The following is a 22,828-nucleotide window of genomic DNA, read 5'->3' on the forward strand; positions in this document are numbered from 1 at the left end:
GCGGGGCTATGGCTTGGAGACCGAACTGGCCGAACCCGATCCCGGCTTGATCGAGGCGGCAGGTCCGGCGGCGGAAGCGCTGGATGCGTTGGTGCGCCCGCTGGTGGCGCTCGGGCGGCGACTCGAGGCGGTGCTCGACGAAGCGCCCGACTGGATGGATGGCCCGGCGCGCGCGCGCATCGAAGGCGCGGTGGCCTCACTCGGCTGGCGTGCCGAGACGGTGGCGGCGTGGCTGTCGCTGCTCGCGCGGATCGGTGGCCCCGCCTCGCCCGATTTCGTCGACTGGATGGCGGTCGATCGGGTCGAGGGGCGCGATTATGATGTCGCCTGCACCGCCATTGGCTCGATCCGACGCGGCCCTTTGCCGAGACCGTGCTGAAACCCGCGCATGGCGTGCTGGTGACCTCGGCGACCTTGCGCGGCGGCGGCGATTGGGACGTGGCGGAGGCGCGCACCGGGGCGACACATCTGCTGCGCGGCGCAAGCCGGTTCGAGGCGGCGTCGCCGTTCGATTATGCGGCGCAGGCCGAGGTGCTGATCGTCACCGATGTGAAGCGCGGCGACATGGGCGCGCTCGCCAATGCCTATGCGCGGCTCGGCGTGGCGAGCGGCGGCGGGATGTTGGGCCTGTTCACCGCGATCCGGCGGTTGCGCGGCGTCCATGCTCGCATTGCCGATCGGCTCGCGCGCGAGGGGTTGCCGCTCTACGCCCAGCATGTCGACCCGATCGACACCGGCACATTGGTCGATATTTTTCGCGATGCTCCGGCGGCCTCCTTGCTCGGCACAGACGCGCTGCGCGACGGAGTCGATGTGCCGGGCCGCTCGCTGCGGATGGTGGTGATGGAGGGCGTGCCCTGGCCCAAGCCGACCGTGCTGCACGCCGCGCGGCGTCTGGCAGGGGGCGGTAGCGGCTATGACGATCGCATCGTGCGGGCAAGGCTGGCGCAGGCATTTGGGCGCTTGATTCGCCGCGCCGACGATCACGGCGTGTTCGTTCTGCTGTCTGCCGCGATGCCATCGCGGTTGCTGACGGCGTTCCCGCCGGGCGTCCGCATCACGCGCGTGACGCTGGATGAAGCGGTGGCGCGTGCAGCGGCGCTTCCCTCTGCCGCGCAAACGGGGCATGAGGCGCGCGAAACCGCCTGACGGAGACTCGCATGACCGCCGGCACCAAGACGCTGACGTTGCTCCGCCACGCCAAATCGGGGTGGGACGATCCTGCGCTCCGCGATTATGACCGCGCCCTCAACGCGCGCGGCAAACGCGCCGCCGCGCTGATCGGCGGCTATTTGCGCAGTGGTGGCGCGGTGTTCGATCACATCATCGCCTCGCCCGCGCTCCGTGTGGTAGAGACGTTGGCGCAGGTCGAAACGGGCTATGGCCGCACGCTTGCGCCCGAGTGGGATCGGCGCATCTACCTCGCTTCGGCGGTTACGCTGCTGGATATCGTCCACGAATTTTCCGAGGATAGCGCGCGGGTCCTGCTGGTGGGCCACAATCCCGGGCTGGAGGATCTGGCGATGCTGCTGGTTCCGAACTCGGACGAGCCCGCGCGCGTCGCGCTTGAGGCCAAATATCCGACCGCGACTATCGCCGAACTCGCGTTCGAAGGGGGCTGGGCCGATCTGGCGGCGGGGAGCGCGCGGCTGGTGCGCTTCGTTCGTCCGCGCGATCTCGATCCAGCATTGGGCCCTGAAGAGGATTAATCCTTCGCCAGCAGGCTCTTCAAACCGGCCAACGCCCCTGCGGGCTTGGCCTCTTCCTCGCTGATCACCCCTGCTTCGCGCAGCGCCGCCGCTGCATTGGGGCCGCGCGGGAACGGGTCGAGTGCCAGTGCCATCGTCTCCGCCGCCGCTTCGCCGAGATCGATCGCCGCCCCGTCATAGGGCATCGTGTCGAGCGCATCGAGATCGAGTTCGATTTCCTCCTCGGCGGCGGCTTCCTGCTCGGTGACGAAGCGCAAGGCGACGTCTTCGCTGACGGTGACGGGCAACGGCTCCTCGGTCACCGAGCACGCCTGCACCACCGACGCGCGCACTTCGCCGCGTGCCACCACGCCCGCCGCATCGCGCTGCACGCGGAAGGTCGCCTCCAGCCGATCGACCGCGAGCAGGCCAAACCGTTCCGCCAGTGCTGCCCGTTCGGTCGCATCGGCGGTGATCGAGACGCTGCGGGCCCCCTCGCCGATCGTGTCGATTCGCTCCAGTCGCGAAAATTCTGGGGTGGTCATGGCAAGTCTCCAGCGATCATCGCGGGGGCAGGGGTGGCGGCGAGCGCGTCGCGAAAGGCGATCAGCGCGGCTTGCGTATGTGCCAGCGCGGGCGGGGTGGGGTCGACGCCGCGATAGAGATTGCGCTGCAGCGCCGCAGTGAGATCGCCCATCGCCAGCCCATCGCGATATGCGCCCAGCCGCCCGCCAAGCATGCTCATCATCTTGCCGATATGCTTGCCGACCCCGATGTCGCCAATGCCGCTTTCGCGCAATTGTCCGTCCATGTCGGTGACGAAACGCTCGGTCAGGCGCGCGCTGACGGAGGCCGATTCGGCGTCTCCTTCCAGTCGCAACAGCACCAGCGCCAGCACCGCCGCCACCATATCGAAACGCCCGTCGAGCGTATCGGGCACGCCGCCCGCCTCATACCAATGCGGCGCGCGCGCGCGTTCGATCACGCCATTGTACAGCCGCAACGCGACCGTATCGCGCTCCCCCGCCCAGCAATCTGGTAAGCCAGCCCAAAACCTTGTTCCCCATGCGCCCTTGTTTGGCCGCGTTTCCCGGCATATTGAGGCTCCCTGTCCGCGATGCAATGCGTCCCGGACCTTTGCGTGCCTGTGGAGAGTGTCGATGAGCCCCAAGTCCGTCCGCCTGATGACGGCCGCTGCCCTCGCCACCAGTGTGTTCGGGGCCAGCGCCTGCGTTCCGCTGAAGGGGCATCAGGGCTATGTCATCGATTCGGATCTGGTGAATTCGGTCCAGGCGGGCACGGATACCCGCCAGTCTGTGCTGGCGGTGCTCGGCAAGCCGACCTTCACCAGTGAATTCAACCAGGGCGACTGGTATTACATTTCGCGCGACGTGCGCAATTTTGCCTATAATAATCCGCATGTCCGCGATCAGGTGACGCTGCGCATCAGCTTCGATTCGCGCGGCGTCGTGTCGGCGGTGCGGCGCTCGGGGGCCGAGCAGGTCGCGTCGATCAGCCCCTCGGGCAAGACCACGCCGACCTTGGGCAAGAAGCGCAGCTTCTTCGACGAACTGTTCGGCAATATCGGCACGGTCGGCGCGATTGGTGGCGGCCAGGGCGGCAACAACAACACCGGTGGCGGCCGCGATACGCCGTAACGGGGCGAAACGCCCTTTCGGCAATCCTGACAAAATCCTGTCATCTGTGTTCGCAAACCGTTCAGGGCGCGCTTGCCAAAATCCCTTGCATGGCTTGACCTCTTGATCCGGTCGGCCAGACATGGAGGATATGATGCGCAAATTCATTGCCACCGCGCTGCTCGCTGCAACTCTCGTCCCGGTTGCCGCCAGTGCTCAATCGAACGAAGACCTGCGCCGGGACCGGCAAGACATCCGGCGCGACCAGCGCGATCTCCGCGACGCCCGCCACGATTATCGGGAAGACGTACGCGATCGGGAGCGCGCGTGGGGCCGCGATGACTGGCGCGGCTGGCGTGATCGCAACCCCAATTGGTATGCGCGCGGCCACTGGGAAGCGCCGTTCCGTTACACCGCGTTCCGCCCCGGCCTGCGCATCGGCGCGCCTTATTATGGCCCGCGCTACATCATCGCCGATCCATGGCGCTATCATCTGCGTCGTCCGGCTTATGGCCAGCAGTGGATCCGGCACTATGACGACGTGATCCTGGTCGATACGCGGCGCGGCTATGTCATCGACGTGATCCGCGGCTTCTATCGCTAAACCATATCGCACCGGCCGCGCCCTCGGCGCGGCCGGTGTTTCAGCGAATCGTGAACATCACTTGATCGACCACGCGCCCGCCGACATCGGTGAGGCGCAAGCGGTGCGTGCCCGGCCCGGCGATGATTTCGGGTTGCGAATCCGCCGCTCCAATGTCGGTCTTGTCGAGCCACAAACGGTGCGCCGTCACCGCGCCCGAAACATCCACCGCGAGGCGTTGCCGGTCGTGCGGGATGTCCGGGTCGATCGCATAGACGCTGCCCGACACCGGATTGGTGATACGCGGCCGGCGCGATTCGTCGGGCGCGAAGGCGATGTGGCTTTGCCCGGTGCCGGCCAGAAAATATTCGGTGCGCGGTTGTTCGATCGCGCGCGCAAAGGTGATCGCGCGCGCTTCCACGCCCGCCGGGCGCGGCGGCGGCGTGCCGCGTTCCTCGGCATTGAGCGACAGCATGATGTCGCGCCACACCGGTGCCGCGCCGCTGACGCCCGACACCGCACGCATCGAATCGCCCTCGAGATTACCGACCCACACGGCAACCGTGTATTTCTGCGTGAAGCCGATGCACCAATTGTCGCGCAACGCCTTGCTCGTCCCCGTCTTCACCGCCGCCCAGAAGGGCAAATGCAGCGCCGAATCGAGCCCGAAAGTGACCGCGCGGGCATTGGCGTCGGCCATCATGTCGGCGACGATCCATGCGGCTTGCGGGGTGGTAATCGCGCGCGGGGCGGTGTGCGGTGCATCGAGCGTCAGCCGCAGCGGTGACCAGCGCCCGCCTTGCGCGAGGCTACGGTAAGCATCAGCCTGTTCGAGCAGGGTGACTTCAGCCGATCCCAAGGCAAGCGAATAGCCGTAATACTCGCCATCCTCGACCAGCCCGCGATAGCCCGTATCCCATAGTCGGTCGCGAAACGGATCGACCCCGACGAGCAGCAAGGTGCGCACGGCAGGCACGTTGAGCGACCCCGCCAGCGCCGAACGCGCCGACACCGGCCCCTTAAAGCCGCGATCGTAATTCTGGGGCACGTACAGGCCAGACGCCGTATCGAGCTGCACCGGCGAATCGTCGAGGATCGAGGCCGGGGTCAGATAGCCCTTCTCGATTGCCTGGGCATAAAGGAACGGCTTCAGCGTCGATCCCGCCTGGCGATAGCTGTTCGCGCCGTCGACGGCGGGCGCGGTCGACGCCCCACCAATGCCGCCGACATACGCCAGCACGTCGCCGCTGGCATTGTCGACCACCACCACCGCGCCATCGCGGGCGCGCGCGCCGCCAAGGCCCTGCAACTGCCGCTTCAAGGCGACGATGGCGAGCGTCTGGATGCGGCGATCGAGCGTGGTGGTCACCTTGAGCCCGGGCTTGGTCAGCAACCGGTCCGACAGATGCGGGGCAAGGCCGGGATCAAGCGCGAGGCTGCGCGCCGGGCCGAGCATCGAGGCGGCTTCCCCGGCAAAACGCCCGCAGTCCTGCTCGTGCGATACGGCGCAGGCGCGCCGCGCGACGGTTCCGGCGTCGGCCTGCGGATCGGGCAGCAGCGCCGCCAGTAGCAGTGCGTCATCGCGGGCGAGCGCGTCGGGGGTCTTGCCGAACAGCCCGAGCGCGGCCGCGCCAATGCCCTGCGCTTCGCCGCGAAACCCGGCCAGGTTGAGATAGGCTTCGAGGATCTGATCCTTCGACCAGCGTGATTCGAGCGCCCAGGCGGCGCGCATCTGGCGGATCTTGTCCCAGAAATGGCGCTGGCCGGGGGCGGCAAGGTCGGGCGCGAGGAAACCGGCGACCTGCATCGACAGCGTACTCGCCCCGCGCGCCGTTCGCCCTTGGCCTTGTCGCGCGCGACCCCGGCGAGCGCGAGCCAGTCGACGCCGCCGTGTGAGAAGAAGCGGCGGTCCTCGACACCGACGATCGTCGTGCGCGCCACCGGGGCGATGTGGTCGAGCGGGGTCCAGGCGAGGCGGCGCGCCTTGAAATCGACCCGCGCGCTGTCGATCAGCACGCCGTTTCGGTCATAGAGCCACGCTTCGGATGGATGCCATGCGGCGCGGACCTGGGCGTAACCGGGGAGCGGCGGGGGCATGGTCGCATAATCAAGCGCGATGAAGGCGACGAGCGCGAGCGTTAGCCCGGCGACGCTCGCCCCCGCCCGAGTCTGGAGCGCAGCCCAAAGCTTTTCACCACCCCGGCGAACGCCGGGGCCCAGTTGCGACAGTTTCTGCAAGAGAGCGCCACGCTCGATCATTCAACGGCCCGATACTGGGCCCCGGCGTTCGCCGGGGTGGATTCAACAAAGATTATCGCTGCACGACCGTCATCGTATCGATCGGCAGTTGCGCGCGGATCGCGGGCGAATACATCGCCTCGACCCGGCTCGGCGGCAGGTTGAAGCGCCCCGCCCCGTTCAGCCGCAGCATGTACGACGCGCTGAACGCCCCGCGTGGCACCCAGCCATAATAGGCCCGCCAGGTATCGCTCCGCCGTTCGACATAGGCGGGCACGACGCCGACCTGAATGTCCCACAGCTTGCCATCGGCATCGCGCGCCTCGAACTTGGTGCCAGGCCCGGCCTGCGCCTGTCCGGCGAGGATTTGCGATTGCCCGCCCAGATCGCCGATGATCGTCGCGCCCGCCGGGATCGGATCGTTGATCACCACCCAGTTACGCTCGGCGCTGGCCTTGACCGTGATCGTCACCTTGACCACGTCGCCCCGCGTCAGCACCCCCTTGGTGCGCGCTTGTATCACCTCGACACGGCGCTGCATCTCATAGCCGGCGAACAGCGGCTTGGTCAGTGGCACCGCTGCCGACACCGAGACGGTGGCCCACGGCCCGGCTCCACCCGATTGCGCGAGTTTCAGCGGGGTCTGGGTCGTCGGCAGCGCAAAGCTTGCGGTGCGCGCGGTGGCGGCGAGCGGCCAGCTCTTGCTGATCGTCTGCGTGCCCAACCCCAGCGTCGTCGTGCCGATGATCGCGCTGGCGGGATAGAGCGCGCCGAACTTGCGCGCCGCGATCGTGCCCCAGGCATTGGCGGTAGTGGTGTCCCATCGCCCGTGCGACTGGCGCAGCGCAACGCCGACCATCATCTTGGCGGCTTCGTCCTGCCAGCCCGGGCGACCGAGCGTGGCGATCACGGTCTTGATCGACGCTTCGTCGCCCGACGACATCAGCCACCATGGCTGGTTGCTGCTGTCCGAGAGATCAAGCCGCGTGCCTTCATAGACCAGCCGCGTGCGCAGGACCGCCTCTGCCGCACTCTTCAAAGCGGGCCCGTTGGCGAGGCCCTGGAGATGGTCGAGCGACACCAGATAATCGGCAAGCAACGCAGTCGGCATTTCCTTTGGTGTCATGCTCAATTGGCCGAGCATGGCAGGCGTCGCGGCACCGGCACGGGCGAGCGCGTTGAAGGCATAGACGCGCTGCCAGCGCACATCGCCATAATCCTCATGCCGCAAGCGCCCGTCGAGCACGGCCTTCAGCCCTTCGATCATCTTCCCGCGCGGGCCTGCCGGGATCGGCAATCCCGCGTCGGACGTCATCGCCAGCACATAAGCGGTCAGCGCTTCCGAGCCGGTCAGGCTGCCCGATGGCCAATAGCGCAGCAGGCCGTCATCTGCCTGATAGGCGGGAAGATCGCCCGCCAGGGATTGCCACAGGCCGGCATCGCCGAGCGCAACGGCGCGCGAAAGGCGCTGTTCGAAGCAATCATAAGGATAGCGCGCCATGAACTCGCGCACCCCGGCGAGCGGCGGTGCCAGCGTATCGTCGAGCCGGATATCGACCGTGCCGCGCCCCGCGATCGCGCCCGCAGGCGGCTGGATCGGGATGGTGGTGTCCGCGCCAACGCGCGCCAGCGTGCCCGCCCAGACTTCGACCGGATAGAGCGGCACCACCGCCTGATCGGTGGTGATCTGATCGACCGCTTTGCCGTTCGACGCCTTGGCGCTGACATGCCAGCGCAAGCGATCGATATTGGCCGGTGCGGTCAGATTCCACGCAACCGGCACCGCGCCGCCCGCCGGGATCGTCACCGTCAGCGGTTTGCCCTGCGCGATGGCCGGGGTGAGGTCGACCGTTGCCGTCACCGTCATCGGCTTGTCCGATCCGTTGCGCAGCGTGAAGCTCGACGCATAGAAATCGCCGGTGCGCACGACCGGGGGAATGCCGGCATAGATCGACAGATCCTGCGCGGTGCGCACGCTCGTCATGCCCGTGCCGTAAAGTTGCGCGCCATCGGTGGCGATCGCGACCAGTTTGAACGACGACAGCGCGTCGCTCAGCGTCACCGGAATGCGGGCATGGCCGTTCTCGTCGAGCGCGACGCGGCCCTTCCACAGGATCACCGGCTGGAAATTCTCGCGATTGAGCCCGGAGGAATCGCCGCCGCCGCCGCCACCGGCCTCGACCGCTTTCTTGCCATAATGGCGTTTGCCGACGACTTGGGTCTGTGCGGTCGAGGTCAGCACCGACAGCGGGCGCTCGCCCATCAGCGCGGTCAGCACGTCCCAGCTATCATTGGGGGCGAGTTGCAGCAGCGCCTCATCGACCGCCGCAAAGGCAACGTCGGCGGTGCGCGCAGGCTTGCCGTCGGGCGTCTTCACCGCGACATCGACTTGCGCCACGTCGCGCACGGCGTAGCGCGCGCGATCGGCCTTGACCGCGACGTGCAGTTGATGCGCTTCCCAGCCGACCTTCACCTTGGCGATGCCGAGGCGATAGCTCGGCTTGGCGAGATCGACGAGTGCGGTCGGCTCCTGTCCCTCGGGCGGGCTGCTCGCCAGCCCGACCGACTGGGCGATGCCGTGCAGCCACGTCCAGAATCCGCTTTCGGTACGGCCGCGCACGACCATGACCGAGACGAACACGTCGGGCGCGTAACTGCCCGGCATCTTCACTTCGACCACCGGATCGGTGCCGCTGAGTTCGGTGACGAAGCTCGACAGCACGCCTTCGCGCTCGACCGTGACCAGCGCCGTCGCCTTGCGGAAGGGCATGCGCACCTGGAAGCGCGCGATGTCGCCTGCTTTATAAGCCTGCTGTTCGGGCACGACGTCCATGCGGTCGCCATTGTCGCCGCCAAACCACCAATCGTCATTGCCCGCCAGCCACACGCTTTGCGTCGCGCGCGCTTCATTGCCGTTCGCGTCCTTGGTCGTCGCCACGGCATAGACTTCGCCCGAAATGCCCGGCGCAATCTTGCATGTCGCCAGCCCCTGCGCATCGGTCGTCGCGGTGCAGCTTTGCGAGAGCTTGGTCGTCTTCATGCGGTTGTCATAGGCATAGAAGCCGCCGATCAGTCGCCGCCGGGCCGTCAGGATCTGGCGGCTGTAGAGCGCGACCGAAATCGCCTGGTTGGCGATCGGCTTGCCATTCGTGTCGAGCGCGACGAAGCGCAGGCGCAAATCGTCCTGCTTCATCAGCCAGCCATCGGTCTTCACGCCCAGTTGCACGGCGCTCGGGAAGATCGGGATGCGCTTGGATGCGGTCAGCATTTCGCCATTGGCGTCCTGATAATCCATTTCGACCAGCATGTCGGTGACGCCGTCCAGCGTTTGCGGCACGGCGACGGTCTGCTTGCCGGTGCCATCACCGCCGAGCGTTGTGGGCAGGGTCTGCGTTGGCGGGAGCGCGGTCTGCTCCTCCTCGCCATCGCCGTTGAGCGGCTTGGTGCCCTCGGCGATCGCCTTGCCGCCGAAGCTGTAGCTTTCATAGCCGTCGGGCTTGGTGTCATGCGCGAAATAGCCGATGCGCATGTCGACCGGCAGGTTCGACGCGCCGCCACCCGACAGATAGCCGACGAATAGATCGAGCAGCAGGTTGGCGGGGCGGATCGCGGCGTCCTTGGGGCCGGTGACGCTCGCGCGCATCGTCGGCAATTTATATTCGTCGACCTTGAAGGATTGCGTGGTTTCGATGCGGCGACCGTCGACGATTACGGACAGGTCGTAATCGCCCATTGGCGCGCCGGCGGGGGCGGTCCACTCATTCTCGCCAATGCCATTGGCGTCGATCGTCAGCGGCAAATCGAACTGCGTGTCGGACCCGCGATGCTGCAGCCGCAGCGTACCGGACACCGCCGGGGCCATGCCGAAGCCATCGGCAATCGAGGTGCGCAGGATGTGCTTCATATGGATCGTCTCGCCCTGGCGGACGAGCATCCGGTCGAACACGGTGTGCAGCATTTCGCCGCGCGCCTGATAGCCATAAGGCAAATCGAAATCATATGGGCGGATGCCTTCGCCCCATGCCGTCAGCGTGAAGCTGAAATCGTCGGCGGCGCGCGCGGACACCATCAGCGGATGGCTGCTGGTGCCTTCGCAACTGCCCCAGGTCTCGGGCTCGGGCAGGCCCGGCGGGGCATAGACGCCGCCGCTCTTGTCGGTCACGCCGCGCGCGAGCACTTGGCCGGTGCAGCTGTCGCTCACGCGCACCTCGGCCCCGGCGACGGGCTTGCCGGTGTCGAGCGCGGTCACCCAGGCGAGGCTCTTGGCGCGGCCCCATTTGAAGTGGACGCTCATATTGGTGACGAGCGCCGCAGCGGCGACATAGCGCGGTGCCTTGCGCCCGAGCAACGCCTGGCCGAGCACGGGGCTGGCCAGTTCGACGACATAGAAACCGGGCTTGCCGCCACCGAGCGGCATGCCGACGACTTCGAAATCCTTGCCCTTGCCGGGCAGGCCGATCTTCAGCGACGCGCCTTGCTTGCCGAGGATCGAGGTCGCGCCGGTGTCGTTGATGCGGACCTTGTCCTTGCCGCGCGTTTCCTCATGGCTGGCCGTATCATCGGCATGGCCGACGGTGCGCAGCCATTCGGCGATCTTGCCATCCGACCCATCGATGCGCAGCGCTTGCCCGGCGATGCTGAGGTTGGTGCCCTGAAGCGCTGGTTCGACATTGCGCACCGTCACCGGCAGCACGCCGCCTTGCTTCGATTCCAAGATGCCGAAGGACGCGGCAAACTTCACCAGCGGCGGGGCTGCATCGAAGCGCACGTCGAGCGGGAAGCGCTCGGCATTGGAAAGCGCGCGCCCGCTCTCGTCCTTCACGCCCGCTGGCAGCAGCAGCTTGGCGGTTTGCGATTCGGGCAGCGGGCTCTTGAACCCGACCGACGAGACGGTCGCCTTGCTCTTGGCGTCGCCGTGCCCGGAATCTTCGGAGGAATCATCGAACAGCGTCGGGGTCAGCAGCTTGCCGTCGGCGGTCTGGATGCGGATTTGCTTGGCGAGATCGGTCGCGACGGGCGCGGAGAAGCGCACCCACGCTTTCTCGACCGGATTGCATCCGGCCTGCGCATTGACGCGGCCGCATTCGAAGCGGGCGGTAAAGGGCTTGCGCACGGTGTAATCGAAGCGCTGGTCGGCCCCTGCGGTCTTGCCGCTGGCCCCTGCGATGTTGGCACCCCATACCAACGCCATGTCGGTGCCCGGCGGCAGGGGACGGCGGCACTTCAGTGCGGTCACCCCGGCATAAGCCTTGGCGCGATCGGCAGCGGCGGGGATCGCGGCGGGGAGCCCGGCGCTTTCCAGGAAGTTCCGCACGTTCCAATTGTCGGTGCCCATTTCGCCCAGCAACTTGCCGGGCAAATCGGGTGCGAGCACTTCGACCGGAATCTTCTCGCCAATGCCCTTGACCGCGCAATAGGCGTTGGCAGCGACAGAGGCCGGGGTGGCGGGCAGGTTGGCGGCGACCAGGAAGACCTGATCCTCCTCAATCTCGCTGTCATATTGGCTGGGCAGCACCGCGCGCGCGACCGGGCCGCCGGCGTCGACCGAAAATTCCTGTTGCCCGGTCACGGCATAGCCCGACACGCTTTTCAGGCCCGAGCGCAGCTTGAACTTGCAGACGGTGCCGCCGGGCAGGCCGTTTGCGAAATCATAGACGAAGGTCTGCGGATCGACCCACCGCCCCTGCCCGCTGACCGCGCAGGTGACGTCGAAGGGCGAGGCCGCGCGCGGATCGCCGAGCGGTACGATCGGCTGGCTGAAGCGTGCGGTGAAACGTTCGATCGCGCCGTCGCCAATGCCGGGGGTGGCCAGGATGACTTGCGGGCTGGAGTCGCCAGAAGCTGCAAATGGAGCAAGCGCCAAAGCGAGCAGTGCGACTCGGAACGCGAGCTTCATCGAATCCTCCCAAAGGCTTTACCGCACGATATAAAGCGACGAGCCGTGCTAGTACAGCGACGAATGGTGACGGTGTGATGACAGCTTGCTACGCGGCCATCGCTGCTAGACACTCCGTGTAGATCGACTCGGGGGGCCGGTCGAGGGGAGGAACGCTCTTGGGGGGAGAGTGGATCATCGCCGCGCTGGACGCGGTCGCGCGCGAAACGATGCTGTTCGCCGCGCTTGGCTTTCTCGTCGGTGGCCTCGATGATGTCGCGGTTGATATTGCCTGGATCGGGACGCGGCTGTGGCGGCGACCGGACGGGTTGCCCGCCACGCTGGAGGGCTACACCCGGCGCGCGCCCCGTCGGATCGCGGTGTTCGTCGCCGCCTGGGACGAAGCAGGCGTGATCGGCGCGATGTTGCGGACCTGCCTCGCCCGGTTCGACCATCCCGACTACCGCATCTATGTCGGCACTATCCCAATGATCTTCCGACCATCGCCGCCGTGGCCGAGGTCGCGGCGGACGATGAGCGGATCCGCTTGGTGATCGGTCCGAACGATGGCCCGACGACCAAGGCCGATTGCCTGAACGCGCTCTGGGCGGCGCTGCTGCGCGATGAGCAAAACGAGCAGATTCGCGTGGCGGCGGTCGAGCTGCACGATGCCGAGGACATGGTGCATCCGGGCGAACTGCGCGTGATCGACGGCCTGATCGGGCGCTACGCCGCCGTGCAATTGCCGGTCTTGCCGTTGGTGGACGGCAAAGCGCGGCTCGTATCGGGGCATTATGCCGACGAGTTTGCGGAGGCGCACGGCAAGAATCTCGTGGTACGCCAGGCGCTTGGCGCGGGGTTGCCGCTGGCCGGGGTGGCGTGCGCGATCGAGCGCGGAATGCTGGAGCGGATCGCGGCCGCGCGCGGTGGCATGCCGTTCGACGCCGACAGCCTGACCGAGGATTATGAACTCGGCCTGCACATTGCCGGGTTGGGCGGTCGCGGTGCGTTCGCGCGGGTCCGCGAAAGACCGGGCGGGCCCTTGGTCGCGGTGCGCGCCTATTTCCCGGGGACGCTGCAAACCGCCGTTCGGCAGAAATCGCGCTGGATGACGGGTATCGCGCTGGCGGGGTGGGACCGGATGGGGGTGGGCGCGCCCGCTCGATCTGCACGAACATTGGATGCGCATGCGCGACCGCCGCGCGCCGATTTCGGTGCTGGTGCTGGCGATCGCCTATGTCGCGTTGGTGGCCTGGGGTGCGTCTCGATTGGGCCATGCGCTATTGGACGGCGGGGGGCTGCCGCTGTCCGATCCGATGGTGGGGCTGTTGCAGGTCAATGCGGTCTTGCTGTTGTGGCGGCTCGGCTCGCGGGCAGCCTTTACCGGTGCGGCCTATGGCTGGCGCGAGGCGGCATGGTCGCTGCCGCGCGCCTTTGTCGGCAATCTCATCGCGTTGCTCGCCGCGCGGCGTGCGATGGTCGCCTATGTCGCGTCGCTCCGCGGCACGGCGCTGCGGTGGGACAAGACCCAGCACACCTTCCCGGATGTGGCGCAGGTCGATCAGTGACGGCCGGGCGGGGACGCCCTTTGCGGTTCCTCGCCGTGTTTCTGGTTGCGTGGATCGGGGTCCGGGTCGCTTTGCTGTGGCCGCAGATCGATTCTGCGGCGGATGTGCTTCGCGCCGTCGTGCCGGTGCCGGTCGCGGTGATCCCGCCGGAATCGCCTGTCGTCGCGTCCGAACACACGGCGAAGGGAGACGTGCGGCGCTGGTACCGTGCCGCTGCGGCCAAACCGCGTGGGAGGCTGACCCTGCGCAAGCCCGATCCGACCCGGATCGCGCTCGCGCTGCTGGGTCTCGTCCGCTATGGCGATGCGCAACCGGTGTCGCAGGAGTCCCCGTTATTGCCGGGGCTGCCCCATCGCCAGAGCCAGCCCCTGGTGCCACGTCCGCTCTCGCGCTGGTCGGCAAGCGCGTGGCTGCTGGCGCGCGGTGGTTCCGGGCTCGCACCGGGCGGGCTTGGCGGGCAGCTTGGCGGATCGCAGGCGGGGGTGCGGGTCGCTTATGCCATCGATCGCAAACATCGCGTCGCGCTGGTCGGGCGCGTGTCCTCTCCGCTTGGGCCAGGCCTGCGCGAGGCCGCGCTCGGCGTCGAATGGCAACCGACTCGCCTGCCGCTGCGGCTGGTCGCCGAACAGCGTTTCGCGATTGCGGGCGGGCGCGGCGGACCGGCGCTGGGGGTTGTCGGCGGCCTTGATCCAACGCCATTGCCGCTCGGATTTCGGCTAGAAGGCTATGGCCAGGCCGGCGTTATTCGCCGCACCGCGACCGAGGCTTATGTCGATGGCGCGCTGCGCGTCGCGCATCCGGTGACCGAGATCGGCCGCGTCCGGGTCGATTTCGGCGCAGGGCTGTGGGGTGCGGCGCAGCGCGGCGCGGCACGGTTCGATCTTGGGCCTTCGCTTGCCGTCGCTATCCCGATCGGGGCGCGTTCGGTGCGGCTCGGGCTCGACTGGCGGCAACGCGTCGCCGGGGCCGCGCGCCCTGGATCGGGGCTGGCGGTGACGCTCGGCAGCGATTTCTGAAACGGCGTGCTTTGCGCGGGAAGCGCGAGCGGCTAACGCTGTCGGGCAATGGACATCTACCTGCCCATCGCCAATCTTTCGGTCAACGCGCTCGTCATCGTGTTGCTGGGTGGCGGTGTCGGCCTGTTGTCGGGCATGTTCGGCGTCGGCGGCGGCTTCCTCACCACGCCGTTGCTGATCGTCTACGGCATTCCGCCAACCGTCGCCGCCGCCTCCGCGGCGAGTCAGGTGACCGGGGCCAGCGTTTCGGGCGTGTTCGCGCACGTCCGACGCAAGGGCGTCGACTTCAAGATGGGCGGGGTGCTGGTCGCGGGCGGGCTGGTCGGGTCGGTGTTCGGCGGCTGGGTGTTCCGCTTGCTGCAGGCGAGTGGACAGATCGATACCGTAATCGCGATCGTCTATGTCGTGCTGCTCGGTTCGATCGGCAGCATGATGGCGAAGGAGGCGCTGGGCGCGATTCGCGCGACACGCCTCGGGCTGGCTCCCAAGGCGCGCAAGCGGCGGCATCACCCGCTGGTCGCATCGCTTCCGCTGCGGACGCGCTTCTATCGCTCGGGGCTCTATATCTCGCCGCTTGCGCCGCTGCTGCTCGGCTTCGGCGTCGGCATCCTGACGATCCTGCTTGGTGTGGGTGGCGGGTTCATTCTGGTGCCGGCGATGCTGTATCTGCTCGGCATGACGACGCAGGTGGTGGTCGGCACGTCGCTGTTCCAGACGCTGTTCGTCACCGCGATGGCGACGATGGTGCACGCGACGACGACCAAGGCGGTCGATATCGTTTTGGCGGCGCTGCTGTTGCTCGGCTCGGTCGCCGGGGCGCAAGTGGGCGTGCGCTTCGCCGCGAAAGTGAAGCCTGAATATCTGCGCCTGGCGCTGGCGGTGATCGTGCTGCTCGTCGCCGGGCGGATTGCCCTGGGGCTCGGGTGGCGTCCCGATGAACTCTACTCGGTCGAATTGTCGTGAGACGCGGCTGGATCGCGGTCCTGCTTGCACCGCTGTTGATGGCGCAGGCCAAACCGGTGCTGGTGCCCGACGTGTCGCAACGCGACATCGAGATCCAATACAGCTTTACCGGTGCCAATCTGCTGCTGTTCGGGGCGATCCTCTATCCCGGCGGACGCTTGCCCGATGACGACAAGCCGACCGACATCGTGGTGGTGGTGAAAGGACCGGTGCAATCGATCCTGGTGCGCGAAAAGCAAAAACTGGGCGGGCTGATCTGGGTCAACGCCAGTCGCCTGCGCTATCGCTCCGCCCCGAGTTTTTATGCGATCGCATCGTCCAAGCCGATCGCGCAGATGCTCGATGCGCGCACCCGCGCAATTTACGAATTGGGGTTGTCGAGCCTGCAACTATCGCCCGCCTCCAGCGCGCCGACGCAGGAACAGGATCGCTTTGCGCGCGGGCTGGTCGAACTGAAGGCGCGCAATGGCCTGTATGTCGAAGCTCCCGGCGCGGTCGAGATCACCCAGGGCGTGCTTTATCGTGCACGCGTCACGATCCCGGCGCGGGTGCCCGTGGGGCGTTTCACGGCGGAAACCTTCCTGATCCGCGATGGCCGCGTGCTGGCGGTGGCGACGCGGGAAATCGACATTCGCAAGTCGGGCTTCGAACGGTTCGTCGCGCGCTCGGCGGATCGGCAATCGGTGCTGTACGGGCTGGTTGCCGTGGCGTTGTCGGTGCTGTTCGGCTGGGGCGCGGGGGTAATCGCGCGACGGTTCTGAGGGCGGGTTGCCACCTCTCTCCCGTCCGCTTCGCTTGAGGACGTTACGAAAACAAGGGTTTGGAGGGCAGGCGCGGGGCTTTCCCGTCCATCAGCTGCTCCGCAACCACTGCCCAGTTGGCTATGCCCCAATCGAGTGGGTCTTGTTCCTTCAGAATTTCATCGTGGGAAAGGTTGTCCTCGATGAAGACATCCTGGAGCGGCACGGGCGTCCGGGTCCGGGCACAATAAAACACCCGCACCTTGGCGCGCGATGCACGGCGACCGTTCAGCAGGGTAACCGCGAGGCGATCGGACGGCAGCCGTATGAGCAATCCCGCCGGATAAACTCCAATCACTTTCATAAAGGAAAGCAGAAGCTCTGGATCGAAATGGCCGACCCAACGGTGCATTTTGGTGATGGCCTGCTGCGACGTCCAAGCGCTTTTATAGACTCGGTTGGATGTCAGGGCGTCGTAAACGTCGCAGATGGCGGCCATCCGCGCCACGCGGCTGATCGCCTCCCCCTTCAACCGAAACGGATAGCCCGTGCCATCGACCCGCTCGTGATGATGGCGGCAGACGTCCAATACCACTGCGGGCGTCGTCGGGTCCTGGCGGAGCAGGTGATAGCCTCGCTCTGGGTGGGTGCGCACTACGGCAAACTCTTCGTCGGTCAGGGATTCGGGTTTCCGAAGAACGGCATCGGGGATGAAGATTTTCCCGATGTCGTGGAGAAGACCGGCGAGCCCGAGCTCGAAAACCTCTTGCTCGGTCATGCCCAGACTGCGCCCGAAACTGGCCAGGAGTGCGCTAACCGAAAGAGAGTGTACGTAGGTATATACATCGCGTGACTTGAGGCGCGTAATGGCGATCAGCGCGCGAGGGTTGCGTTCAATCGACGATATTATGTCGACAACCGTCGCTGAAAATGCGGAAATATTTACAATATCTCCGCCGTGGACTGCGTCGAAGAGAGATTTTATTTCGTCGGTCGCGGCCCGGACCATTTCGGTCGCGCGCTCCGTCTCTTCGGCGAAACTGTTGGCCTGCTGTTGTGCCAATGGCGACCTTGGCGGCGATCCCCGGTCGGGACGCGTCGGAACGGTTGCGGTGGCCCGCCCGGAACTCGCGGCTTTCAAGGGCACGCCGCGTCGCTCGTCGATCACGACCGATGGAACGGCGCTTTTGCGGATACGTTCGACATCGCTGGCATTTTTGACGAGGAAGCGTGTGAGCCAGAAGGGATTTTCCAGCCACGACTCATCGAAGGCATGAATGAACATGCCGATTTTAATCTGATCGGGGGTTATTCGTCTGAGCATTACTCTCCGTCGGCATAATTGGTGCGGGCGAATCGGTTAAAATTGCGTTCCCCCCGCAGACGCCACGCGAGCACAAATGCCGATGGCCCGTCGGGCGCTGCGCCTGTCCTCATCCAATCTTTACCGGTTGCCTTGCATGAATTCCCCGACGCAAGCAGGGGCTGCCGCGAATGACCGAGATGCCGGGCGGAAACGCCTTTGTCCAAACCGTGCCGTTCGCAGCGGTACCGTGCATTGGCATGGTGTTCGATATTGCCGGATCGAGCAGCATGGTGATGCTGGATCCCGTCGCGCTCGAAGGGACGATGGGGCATAGCGACGCCGTTATCGCCGCCGCCGGTTCGGTCGGCAGCCAAATCAAGGTGCGCGTCGGCGGCGCGTGGCTGATCGCCAATGTCCGCTCGTTGAAACTGGTCGACGGGCATGAGGATCGTATTGCCGCGCAGGTCGATTTCCTGGGCGAGGGCGATGAGGAAAAGCTGACAGGGAAGCTGTATAATTTCCGCCGCGGCGTCACGCGCTATCCGACGCCGGGGTATCCGGTCTATCCGGTTTCCACCGCCGATCTGACGCAGATCTATGCCGCCGACGAGCGCGCGAATATCGAGATCGGCACCGTGTATCCGACGCCCGACATCCGCGCGGCGCTGTATGTCGATGCCCTGCTCGGCAAACATTTCGCGCTGCTGGGCTCGACCGGCACGGGCAAGTCGACGGCGGCCGCGCTGATCCTTCACCGCATCTGCGAGCTGGCACCGCAGGGGCATATCGTGATGGTCGATCCGCACGGCGAATATGCCGCGGCCTTCAAAGGCAATGGCGCGATCTACGACGTGTCCAACCTGCAAATGCCCTATTGGCTGATGAATTTCGAGGAACATTGCGAGGTGTTCGTCACCGCATCGGGGGCGGAACGGCAAATCGATGCCGACATCCTCGCCAAATGCCTGCTCGGCGCGCGCGCGAAGGGGCGGCTGGGGCAGGAAATCAGCAAGCTGACGGTCGATGCCCCGGTTCCCTATCTGCTGAGCGACCTGTCCAACCTGATTCAGCTCGAAATGGGCAAGCTCGATCGGGCGGGCGACACCGCGCCCTATTTGCGGCTGAAGACCAAGATCGACGAGATCAAGGCCGATCCGCGTTATGGCTTCATGTTTTCGGGCATGTTGGTCGCCGATACGATGGGCGCGTTCCTGGAGCGGATCTTTCGCTTGCCCGGCGACGGCAAGCCGATTTCGATCATCGATGTGTCGGGCGTGCCGAGCGAGATTACCTCGGTGGTGGTGGCGGTGCTGGCGCGGATGGTGTTCGACTTTGCGATCTGGTCGCGCGGCGAGGCGCAGCGACCGATCCTGCTCGTCTGCGAAGAGGCGCATCGCTACATCCCGAGCGGGCAACATGCCGATTTTTCGAGCGTCGGACGCATCCTCAGCCGCATCGCCAAGGAAGGCCGCAAATATGGCGTGGCGCTGGGGTTGATTACCCAGCGGCCATCGGATCTGGCGGAGGGGGTGCTGTCGCAATGCGGCACGATCATCGCGATGCGGCTCAACAACGATCGCGACCAGGCCTTTGTCCGTGCAGCGATGCCCGAGGGTGCGCGCGGATTTCTCGATTCGATCCCCGCCTTGCGCAATCGCGAGGCGATCGTCTGCGGCGAGGGCGTGGCGATCCCGATCCGCGTCGCCTTCGATACGCTGGCCGAAGACAAGCGCCCCGCATCGGACGACCCCGTTTTCTCGCGGCTGTGGCGGGAAACCGGCGGAGAGGGCGAGATTATTGCGCGGACGCTCAAACGCTGGCGCGCGCAGGGGCGGTAACGCGGGCGTTACGCCCCCGGGCGTACCGCCAACAGGCTCGCCACTTTCGCCTTGAACTGGCGCAATTGTTCGCCCGACAGGGTGGCAATGCTGGAGAAGGAGAAGCCGCGCGGGTTGACCGCGACGCCGTTGCGGATGACTTCCCAATGGAGATGCGGGCCGGTCGACAGCCCGCTCGAGCCGCTATAGCCAATCACCTGGCCGCGCGCGACATGCTGCCCGGACCGCGTCGCGAACCGGCTGAGATGGCCGTAGCACGTGACGATGTTGCCGCCATGCGCCATCTTGATGAAATTGCCATAGCCGCCGCTGCGCCCGGCATAGACGATGGTGCCGTCGGCGGGGGCGTGGATCGGTGTGCCCCACGGCGTGCCGATATCGATGCCCTTGTGCATCCGCGTGAAGCCGAGCAGCGGGTGGAAACGCATTCCGAAGCTGGATGTCACCCGCGCCATCGACACCGGCATGGTGAACATGCCTTGCCGCTCGGCCTGGCCCGAGGCTTCATACCAGGTGCCGTCGGTCCATTTGACCAATTGCGTCTTCTTGTCGCCATGATCGAGCCCGGCGAAGAGCAGATTGCCGAGCTGCTGCTCGCCGGTTGCGGCGCGCTGGCGCTCGATCACCAAATCATAGGTGTCGCCCGAGGAAACCCGCCCGATCGCGAATTTGGTGGCGATCGCCTTGATATAGGTTTCGACCAGCTTCACCGGCACACCGGCGGCGCGCGCCGAACGGTACAGGCTGCCCCCCGACCCGGCCCCTGAATGCGCAGCGGCGTATTGTCGATCGCAATCGCCTGGCGGGTGAGCGTCAGGCCGCTGCCGACACGCTTCAACGTCAGTTCGAGATCGAAGCGCGCACGTACCGACAGCGCTTCGAGCGGACGTGCGACGGTCTTGTTGGGGCGCCGACCCAGCGTCATCGGGATTTGCGTGCCGGGCTTCAGATCGCCGAGCGGCACGGCGGACGAAATCAGCGCGGTGGCATCCTGCGCATCGCGTTCGGAAAGGCCGGCGCGCTGCAGCATGTCGCCAAAGCCGCCGCCGCGTCCGACGGTGACGGTGCGATCCTCGATCGGGCGTTCGGGTGCTTCGGCCAGCGGGACGACGAGGTCGTTCGCCGCCATATGTCGCCCGCTGTCGCCACCCCAGGCGATCGGCGCGATCGCTTGCGCGCGCGCTTCGTCGCGGTCGGTGCCGGAAAGCGGGCTGGGCATGGTGCCGAGCAACGGTCGACCGATCGGCGGAGCGATCGCAATCGCGCTAGCGCACAGGGCGGCGCAGGTCGCCGCGCCGCGCCACCAGTCGAGCGAACCGATTCGCGATCCGAGATCGGGCACCCAGTCGATCTGGAGCGCGGCGGCGCGCAGTCGATCGACCAGCCCCAGTTCGGGTTGTGGGACGATCGCGCGACCGAATGCCATCGTCGCCGTGCCGCCCGCCTGTTCCAGGCCATGATCGCTTCGCAAGAACAAGGCTGAGGGTGCCCCCGAAAATTCCAACTGCCGCCAGTACCCGCCCCGCAGCATCCGGCGTAGGACTGTGCCGGGCAAAGCCTAAAGTCAAATTAACCGAGCCGTTGAAATGGGCAGGGCGCGGCGAAGCGTTTGGTCTATGCGGCGAAGGGATGGACTTACGGAAAAGTGCGTAATTCGATATGGTTAAGGGAATAAACCTAGATTACCATAATTCTTGCGGTCAGCGGTTGCGCGCGGCTCCGTGGCACGCGATGTTGCAGGGGTCATGCAACGAAACGAAGACCGCGCCGCTGCGGCGGTGCCCGTTACGGCAGTGTTGGGCCCGACCAACACCGGCAAGACCCATCTCGCGGTCGAGCGGATGTGTGGCCATTCGAGCGGCATGATCGGCTTTCCGCTGCGGCTGCTGGCGCGCGAAGTCTATGACCGCGTCGTCAAGCTGAAGGGCGAGAATCGCGTCGCGCTGATCACCGGCGAAGAGAAGATCGTGCCCAAGGACGCGCGCTGGTTCCTGTGCACCGCCGAATCGATGCCGCTCGACAAGGATCTCGCCTTCGTCGCGCTCGACGAGGCGCAACTGGGCGCGGACCCAGAGCGCGGCCATGTCTTCACCGACCGCATTTTACGCGCACGGGGTCGGGAGGAGACGATGCTGCTCGGCTCCGAAGCGCTGCGGCCGATGCTCAAGGCGCTGGTGCCGAAGGTCGAGATCATCAATCGTCCGCGCTTTTCGACGTTGACCTATGCCGGGGCCAAGAAAATCAGCCGCTTGCCCAAACGCTCGGCGATCGTCGCGTTCAGCGCCGAGGAAGTCTATGCCGTGGCCGAGATGCTGCGGCGCTTACGCGGCGGTGCGGCGGTGGTGATGGGCGCGCTTAGCCCGCGCACGCGCAATGCGCAGGTCGCGATGTTCCAGGCGGGCGAAGTCGATTATCTGGTCGCCACCGATGCGATCGGCATGGGGCTCAACATGGACGTGGCGCATGTCGCCTTTGCCAGCCTCAACAAATTCGACGGTCATCGCCAACGCCGCCTGCGCATCGCTGAAATGGCGCAAATCGCCGGGCGCGCCGGGCGGTATCAGCGCGACGGCACCTTCGGCGCGCTGGTCGAGGAAGGGCCGGGGGCGTTCGCGCCGGAAGAGGTGCTGGCGATCGAGGAACATCGCTTCCCGCCGCTCGAACAGCTCTATTGGCGGCAAGGCGAGCCCGATTATTCGAGCGTCGATGCGCTGATCGAAAGCCTGGAACAGCGCCCGCAGCATCCGGCCTTGTGGGCGGCCCCGCAATCGGTCGATCTCGCGGTGCTCAAGCGCATGGCCGAGGAGCCGGGCGTGCGCGCCCGCGCGCGGCATCCGGCGATGGTCGCGCGGTTATGGGCGGCGTGCGGCGTACCCGATTTCCGCAAATTGGGGGTCGATCCGCATACCCGCTTCGTCGCGCGGTTGTGGGGCTATCTCAGCGAAGGCAAGGGCCATGTCCCGCACGAATGGTTCGCCGCCGAAATCGCGCGGCTCGACCATGTCGCGGGCGATGTCGAGACGCTGGCCGGGCGAATCGCGGCGGCACGCAGCTGGTCTTACATCGCCAACCGGGCCGATTGGCTGGCCGACCCGGCGCATTGGTCGGCACGGGCGAGCGCGGTCGAGGAACGCCTGTCCGATGCGCTGCACGCCAGTCTCACGCAGCGCTTCGTCGACAAGCGCACCACTTTGCTGATGCGCCAGATCGGCACCGATCCGCGCGCGCTGCCGGTGACGATCGGGCCTGAGGGCGAAGTGCTGGTCGAGGATCATGCGATCGGGCGGCTCGACGGCTTTCGCTTCACCGTCGCCGCCGATGCGCGCGCCGCCGACAAGCGCCTGCTGCTCGCCGCCGCCGAGCGCCGCCTCGGGGA

General features: G+C 66.4%; 15 protein-coding genes and 2 pseudogenes. 10 read left to right on the forward strand and 7 right to left on the reverse strand.

Annotated features, from left to right (window positions below):
* Both NW75_RS13255 and NW75_RS13260 read left to right on the forward strand, forming a co-directional pair.
* Positions 1–1,149 (forward strand): annotated as a pseudogene (locus NW75_RS13255) (helicase C-terminal domain-containing protein); the annotation flags it as partial.
* A gap of 11 nt (positions 1,150–1,160) precedes the next feature.
* On the forward strand, positions 1,161–1,709 hold the full coding sequence (locus NW75_RS13260) for a SixA phosphatase family protein (RefSeq protein WP_033965678.1): 549 nt from the start codon (positions 1,161–1,163) through the stop codon (positions 1,707–1,709).
* On the opposite strand, the gene NW75_RS13265 is transcribed toward NW75_RS13260, so the two are convergent.
* Positions 1,706–2,233, reverse strand: coding sequence for a YceD family protein (locus tag NW75_RS13265; RefSeq protein ID WP_033965680.1), 528 nt, complete (start codon positions 2,231–2,233; stop codon positions 1,706–1,708). The two genes, NW75_RS13260 and NW75_RS13265, sit on opposite strands and share 4 nt — an antisense overlap.
* Positions 2,230–2,691 carry a ubiquinol-cytochrome C chaperone family protein gene (locus NW75_RS13270; protein ID WP_033965681.1) on the reverse strand — a complete coding sequence of 154 codons (462 nt, stop codon included), beginning with the start codon at positions 2,689–2,691 and terminating at the stop codon, positions 2,230–2,232. The genes NW75_RS13265 and NW75_RS13270 overlap by 4 nt, the downstream gene beginning before the upstream one ends.
* A 157-nt stretch (positions 2,692–2,848) precedes the next feature.
* On the opposite strand from NW75_RS13270, the gene NW75_RS13275 reads away from it, so the two are divergent.
* Both NW75_RS13275 and NW75_RS13280 read left to right on the forward strand, forming a co-directional pair.
* Positions 2,849–3,346, forward strand: a complete 498-nt coding sequence (locus tag NW75_RS13275; RefSeq protein ID WP_033965682.1) for an outer membrane protein assembly factor BamE — start codon at positions 2,849–2,851, stop codon at positions 3,344–3,346.
* Positions 3,347–3,479: 133 nt separating this feature from the next.
* A complete protein-coding gene (locus NW75_RS13280; protein ID WP_033965692.1) occupies positions 3,480–3,929 on the forward strand; it encodes an RcnB family protein in 450 nt (149 codons plus the stop codon).
* Between the two features lie 40 nt (positions 3,930–3,969).
* Here NW75_RS13280 and pbpC read toward each other — a convergent pair.
* Positions 3,970–6,005, reverse strand: a pseudogene (gene pbpC, locus NW75_RS13285) (penicillin-binding protein 1C).
* Positions 6,006–6,219: 214 nt separating this feature from the next.
* A complete protein-coding gene (locus NW75_RS13290) occupies positions 6,220–12,042 on the reverse strand; it encodes an alpha-2-macroglobulin family protein (RefSeq protein WP_033965684.1) in 5,823 nt (1,940 codons plus the stop codon).
* Between the two features lie 158 nt (positions 12,043–12,200).
* Between NW75_RS13290 and NW75_RS27795 the strand changes: the two genes are divergently transcribed.
* The 4 genes from NW75_RS27795 to NW75_RS13310 are packed head-to-tail and all read left to right on the forward strand — an operon-like array spanning position 12,201 to position 16,329.
* Positions 12,201–12,575 carry a hypothetical protein gene (locus NW75_RS27795; protein WP_331386147.1) on the forward strand — a complete coding sequence of 125 codons (375 nt, stop codon included), beginning with the start codon at positions 12,201–12,203 and terminating at the stop codon, positions 12,573–12,575.
* Entirely contained in the window at positions 12,533–14,605 is a 2,073-nt protein-coding gene (locus NW75_RS27800; RefSeq protein WP_331386148.1) for a glycosyltransferase, read from the forward strand. Before NW75_RS27795 ends, NW75_RS27800 begins: the two co-directional genes overlap by 43 nt.
* Before the next feature lie 48 nt (positions 14,606–14,653).
* Positions 14,654–15,568, forward strand: a complete 915-nt coding sequence (locus NW75_RS13305) for a sulfite exporter TauE/SafE family protein (protein ID WP_033965687.1) — start codon at positions 14,654–14,656, stop codon at positions 15,566–15,568.
* Between the two features lie 38 nt (positions 15,569–15,606).
* The gene (locus NW75_RS13310; RefSeq protein WP_405053004.1) at positions 15,607–16,329 is read left to right on the forward strand and encodes a TIGR02186 family protein; all 723 of its coding nucleotides are present in this window, start codon (positions 15,607–15,609) and stop codon (positions 16,327–16,329) included.
* 43 nt (positions 16,330–16,372) lie between these two features.
* On the opposite strand, the gene NW75_RS13315 is transcribed toward NW75_RS13310, so the two are convergent.
* The gene (locus NW75_RS13315) at positions 16,373–17,632 is read right to left on the reverse strand and encodes an HD-GYP domain-containing protein (RefSeq protein ID WP_081988761.1); all 1,260 of its coding nucleotides are present in this window, start codon (positions 17,630–17,632) and stop codon (positions 16,373–16,375) included.
* Positions 17,633–17,802: 170 nt separating this feature from the next.
* Between NW75_RS13315 and NW75_RS13320 the strand changes: the two genes are divergently transcribed.
* The gene (locus NW75_RS13320) at positions 17,803–19,452 is read left to right on the forward strand and encodes an ATP-binding protein (RefSeq protein ID WP_033965689.1); all 1,650 of its coding nucleotides are present in this window, start codon (positions 17,803–17,805) and stop codon (positions 19,450–19,452) included.
* An 8-nt stretch (positions 19,453–19,460) separates the two neighbouring features.
* Here the strand turns inward: NW75_RS13320 and NW75_RS26580 are convergent, their stop codons facing one another.
* Both NW75_RS26580 and NW75_RS26585 read right to left on the reverse strand, forming a co-directional pair.
* Positions 19,461–20,168 (reverse strand): M23 family metallopeptidase, encoded by a 708-nt coding sequence (locus tag NW75_RS26580; RefSeq protein ID WP_231565195.1) that lies wholly within the window; start codon positions 20,166–20,168, stop codon positions 19,461–19,463.
* Positions 20,159–20,929, reverse strand: coding sequence for a hypothetical protein (locus NW75_RS26585; protein WP_231565196.1), 771 nt, complete (start codon positions 20,927–20,929; stop codon positions 20,159–20,161). The genes NW75_RS26580 and NW75_RS26585 overlap by 10 nt, the downstream gene beginning before the upstream one ends.
* A 268-nt stretch (positions 20,930–21,197) precedes the next feature.
* Between NW75_RS26585 and NW75_RS13330 the strand changes: the two genes are divergently transcribed.
* A partial coding sequence (locus NW75_RS13330; RefSeq protein ID WP_269430334.1) for a helicase-related protein occupies positions 21,198–22,828 on the forward strand: 1,631 nt, incomplete at its 3' end.

It is taken from the genome of Sphingomonas sp. Ant H11 (assembly GCF_000797515.1).
Classification (GTDB): domain Bacteria; phylum Pseudomonadota; class Alphaproteobacteria; order Sphingomonadales; family Sphingomonadaceae; genus Sphingomonas.

What these genes read in the sequence shown, in the direction of transcription:
- NW75_RS13280 (WP_033965692.1), top strand. Translation starts at nt 3,480, where the DNA reads ATGCGCAAATTCATTGCCACCGCGCTGCTCGCTGCAACTCTCGTCCCG.
- NW75_RS13320 (WP_033965689.1), top strand. Translation starts at nt 17,803, where the DNA reads ATGACCGAGATGCCGGGCGGAAACGCCTTTGTCCAAACCGTGCCGTTC.
- NW75_RS13275 (WP_033965682.1), top strand. Translation starts at nt 2,849, where the DNA reads ATGAGCCCCAAGTCCGTCCGCCTGATGACGGCCGCTGCCCTCGCCACC.
- NW75_RS13310 (WP_405053004.1), top strand. Translation starts at nt 15,607, where the DNA reads ATGGCGCAGGCCAAACCGGTGCTGGTGCCCGACGTGTCGCAACGCGAC.
- NW75_RS13290 (WP_033965684.1), bottom strand. Translation starts at nt 12,042, where the DNA reads ATGAAGCTCGCGTTCCGAGTCGCACTGCTCGCTTTGGCGCTTGCTCCA.
- NW75_RS13260 (WP_033965678.1), top strand. Translation starts at nt 1,161, where the DNA reads ATGACCGCCGGCACCAAGACGCTGACGTTGCTCCGCCACGCCAAATCG.
- NW75_RS13305 (WP_033965687.1), top strand. Translation starts at nt 14,654, where the DNA reads ATGGACATCTACCTGCCCATCGCCAATCTTTCGGTCAACGCGCTCGTC.
- NW75_RS13315 (WP_081988761.1), bottom strand. Translation starts at nt 17,632, where the DNA reads ATGCTCAGACGAATAACCCCCGATCAGATTAAAATCGGCATGTTCATT.
- NW75_RS13265 (WP_033965680.1), bottom strand. Translation starts at nt 2,233, where the DNA reads ATGACCACCCCAGAATTTTCGCGACTGGAGCGAATCGACACGATCGGC.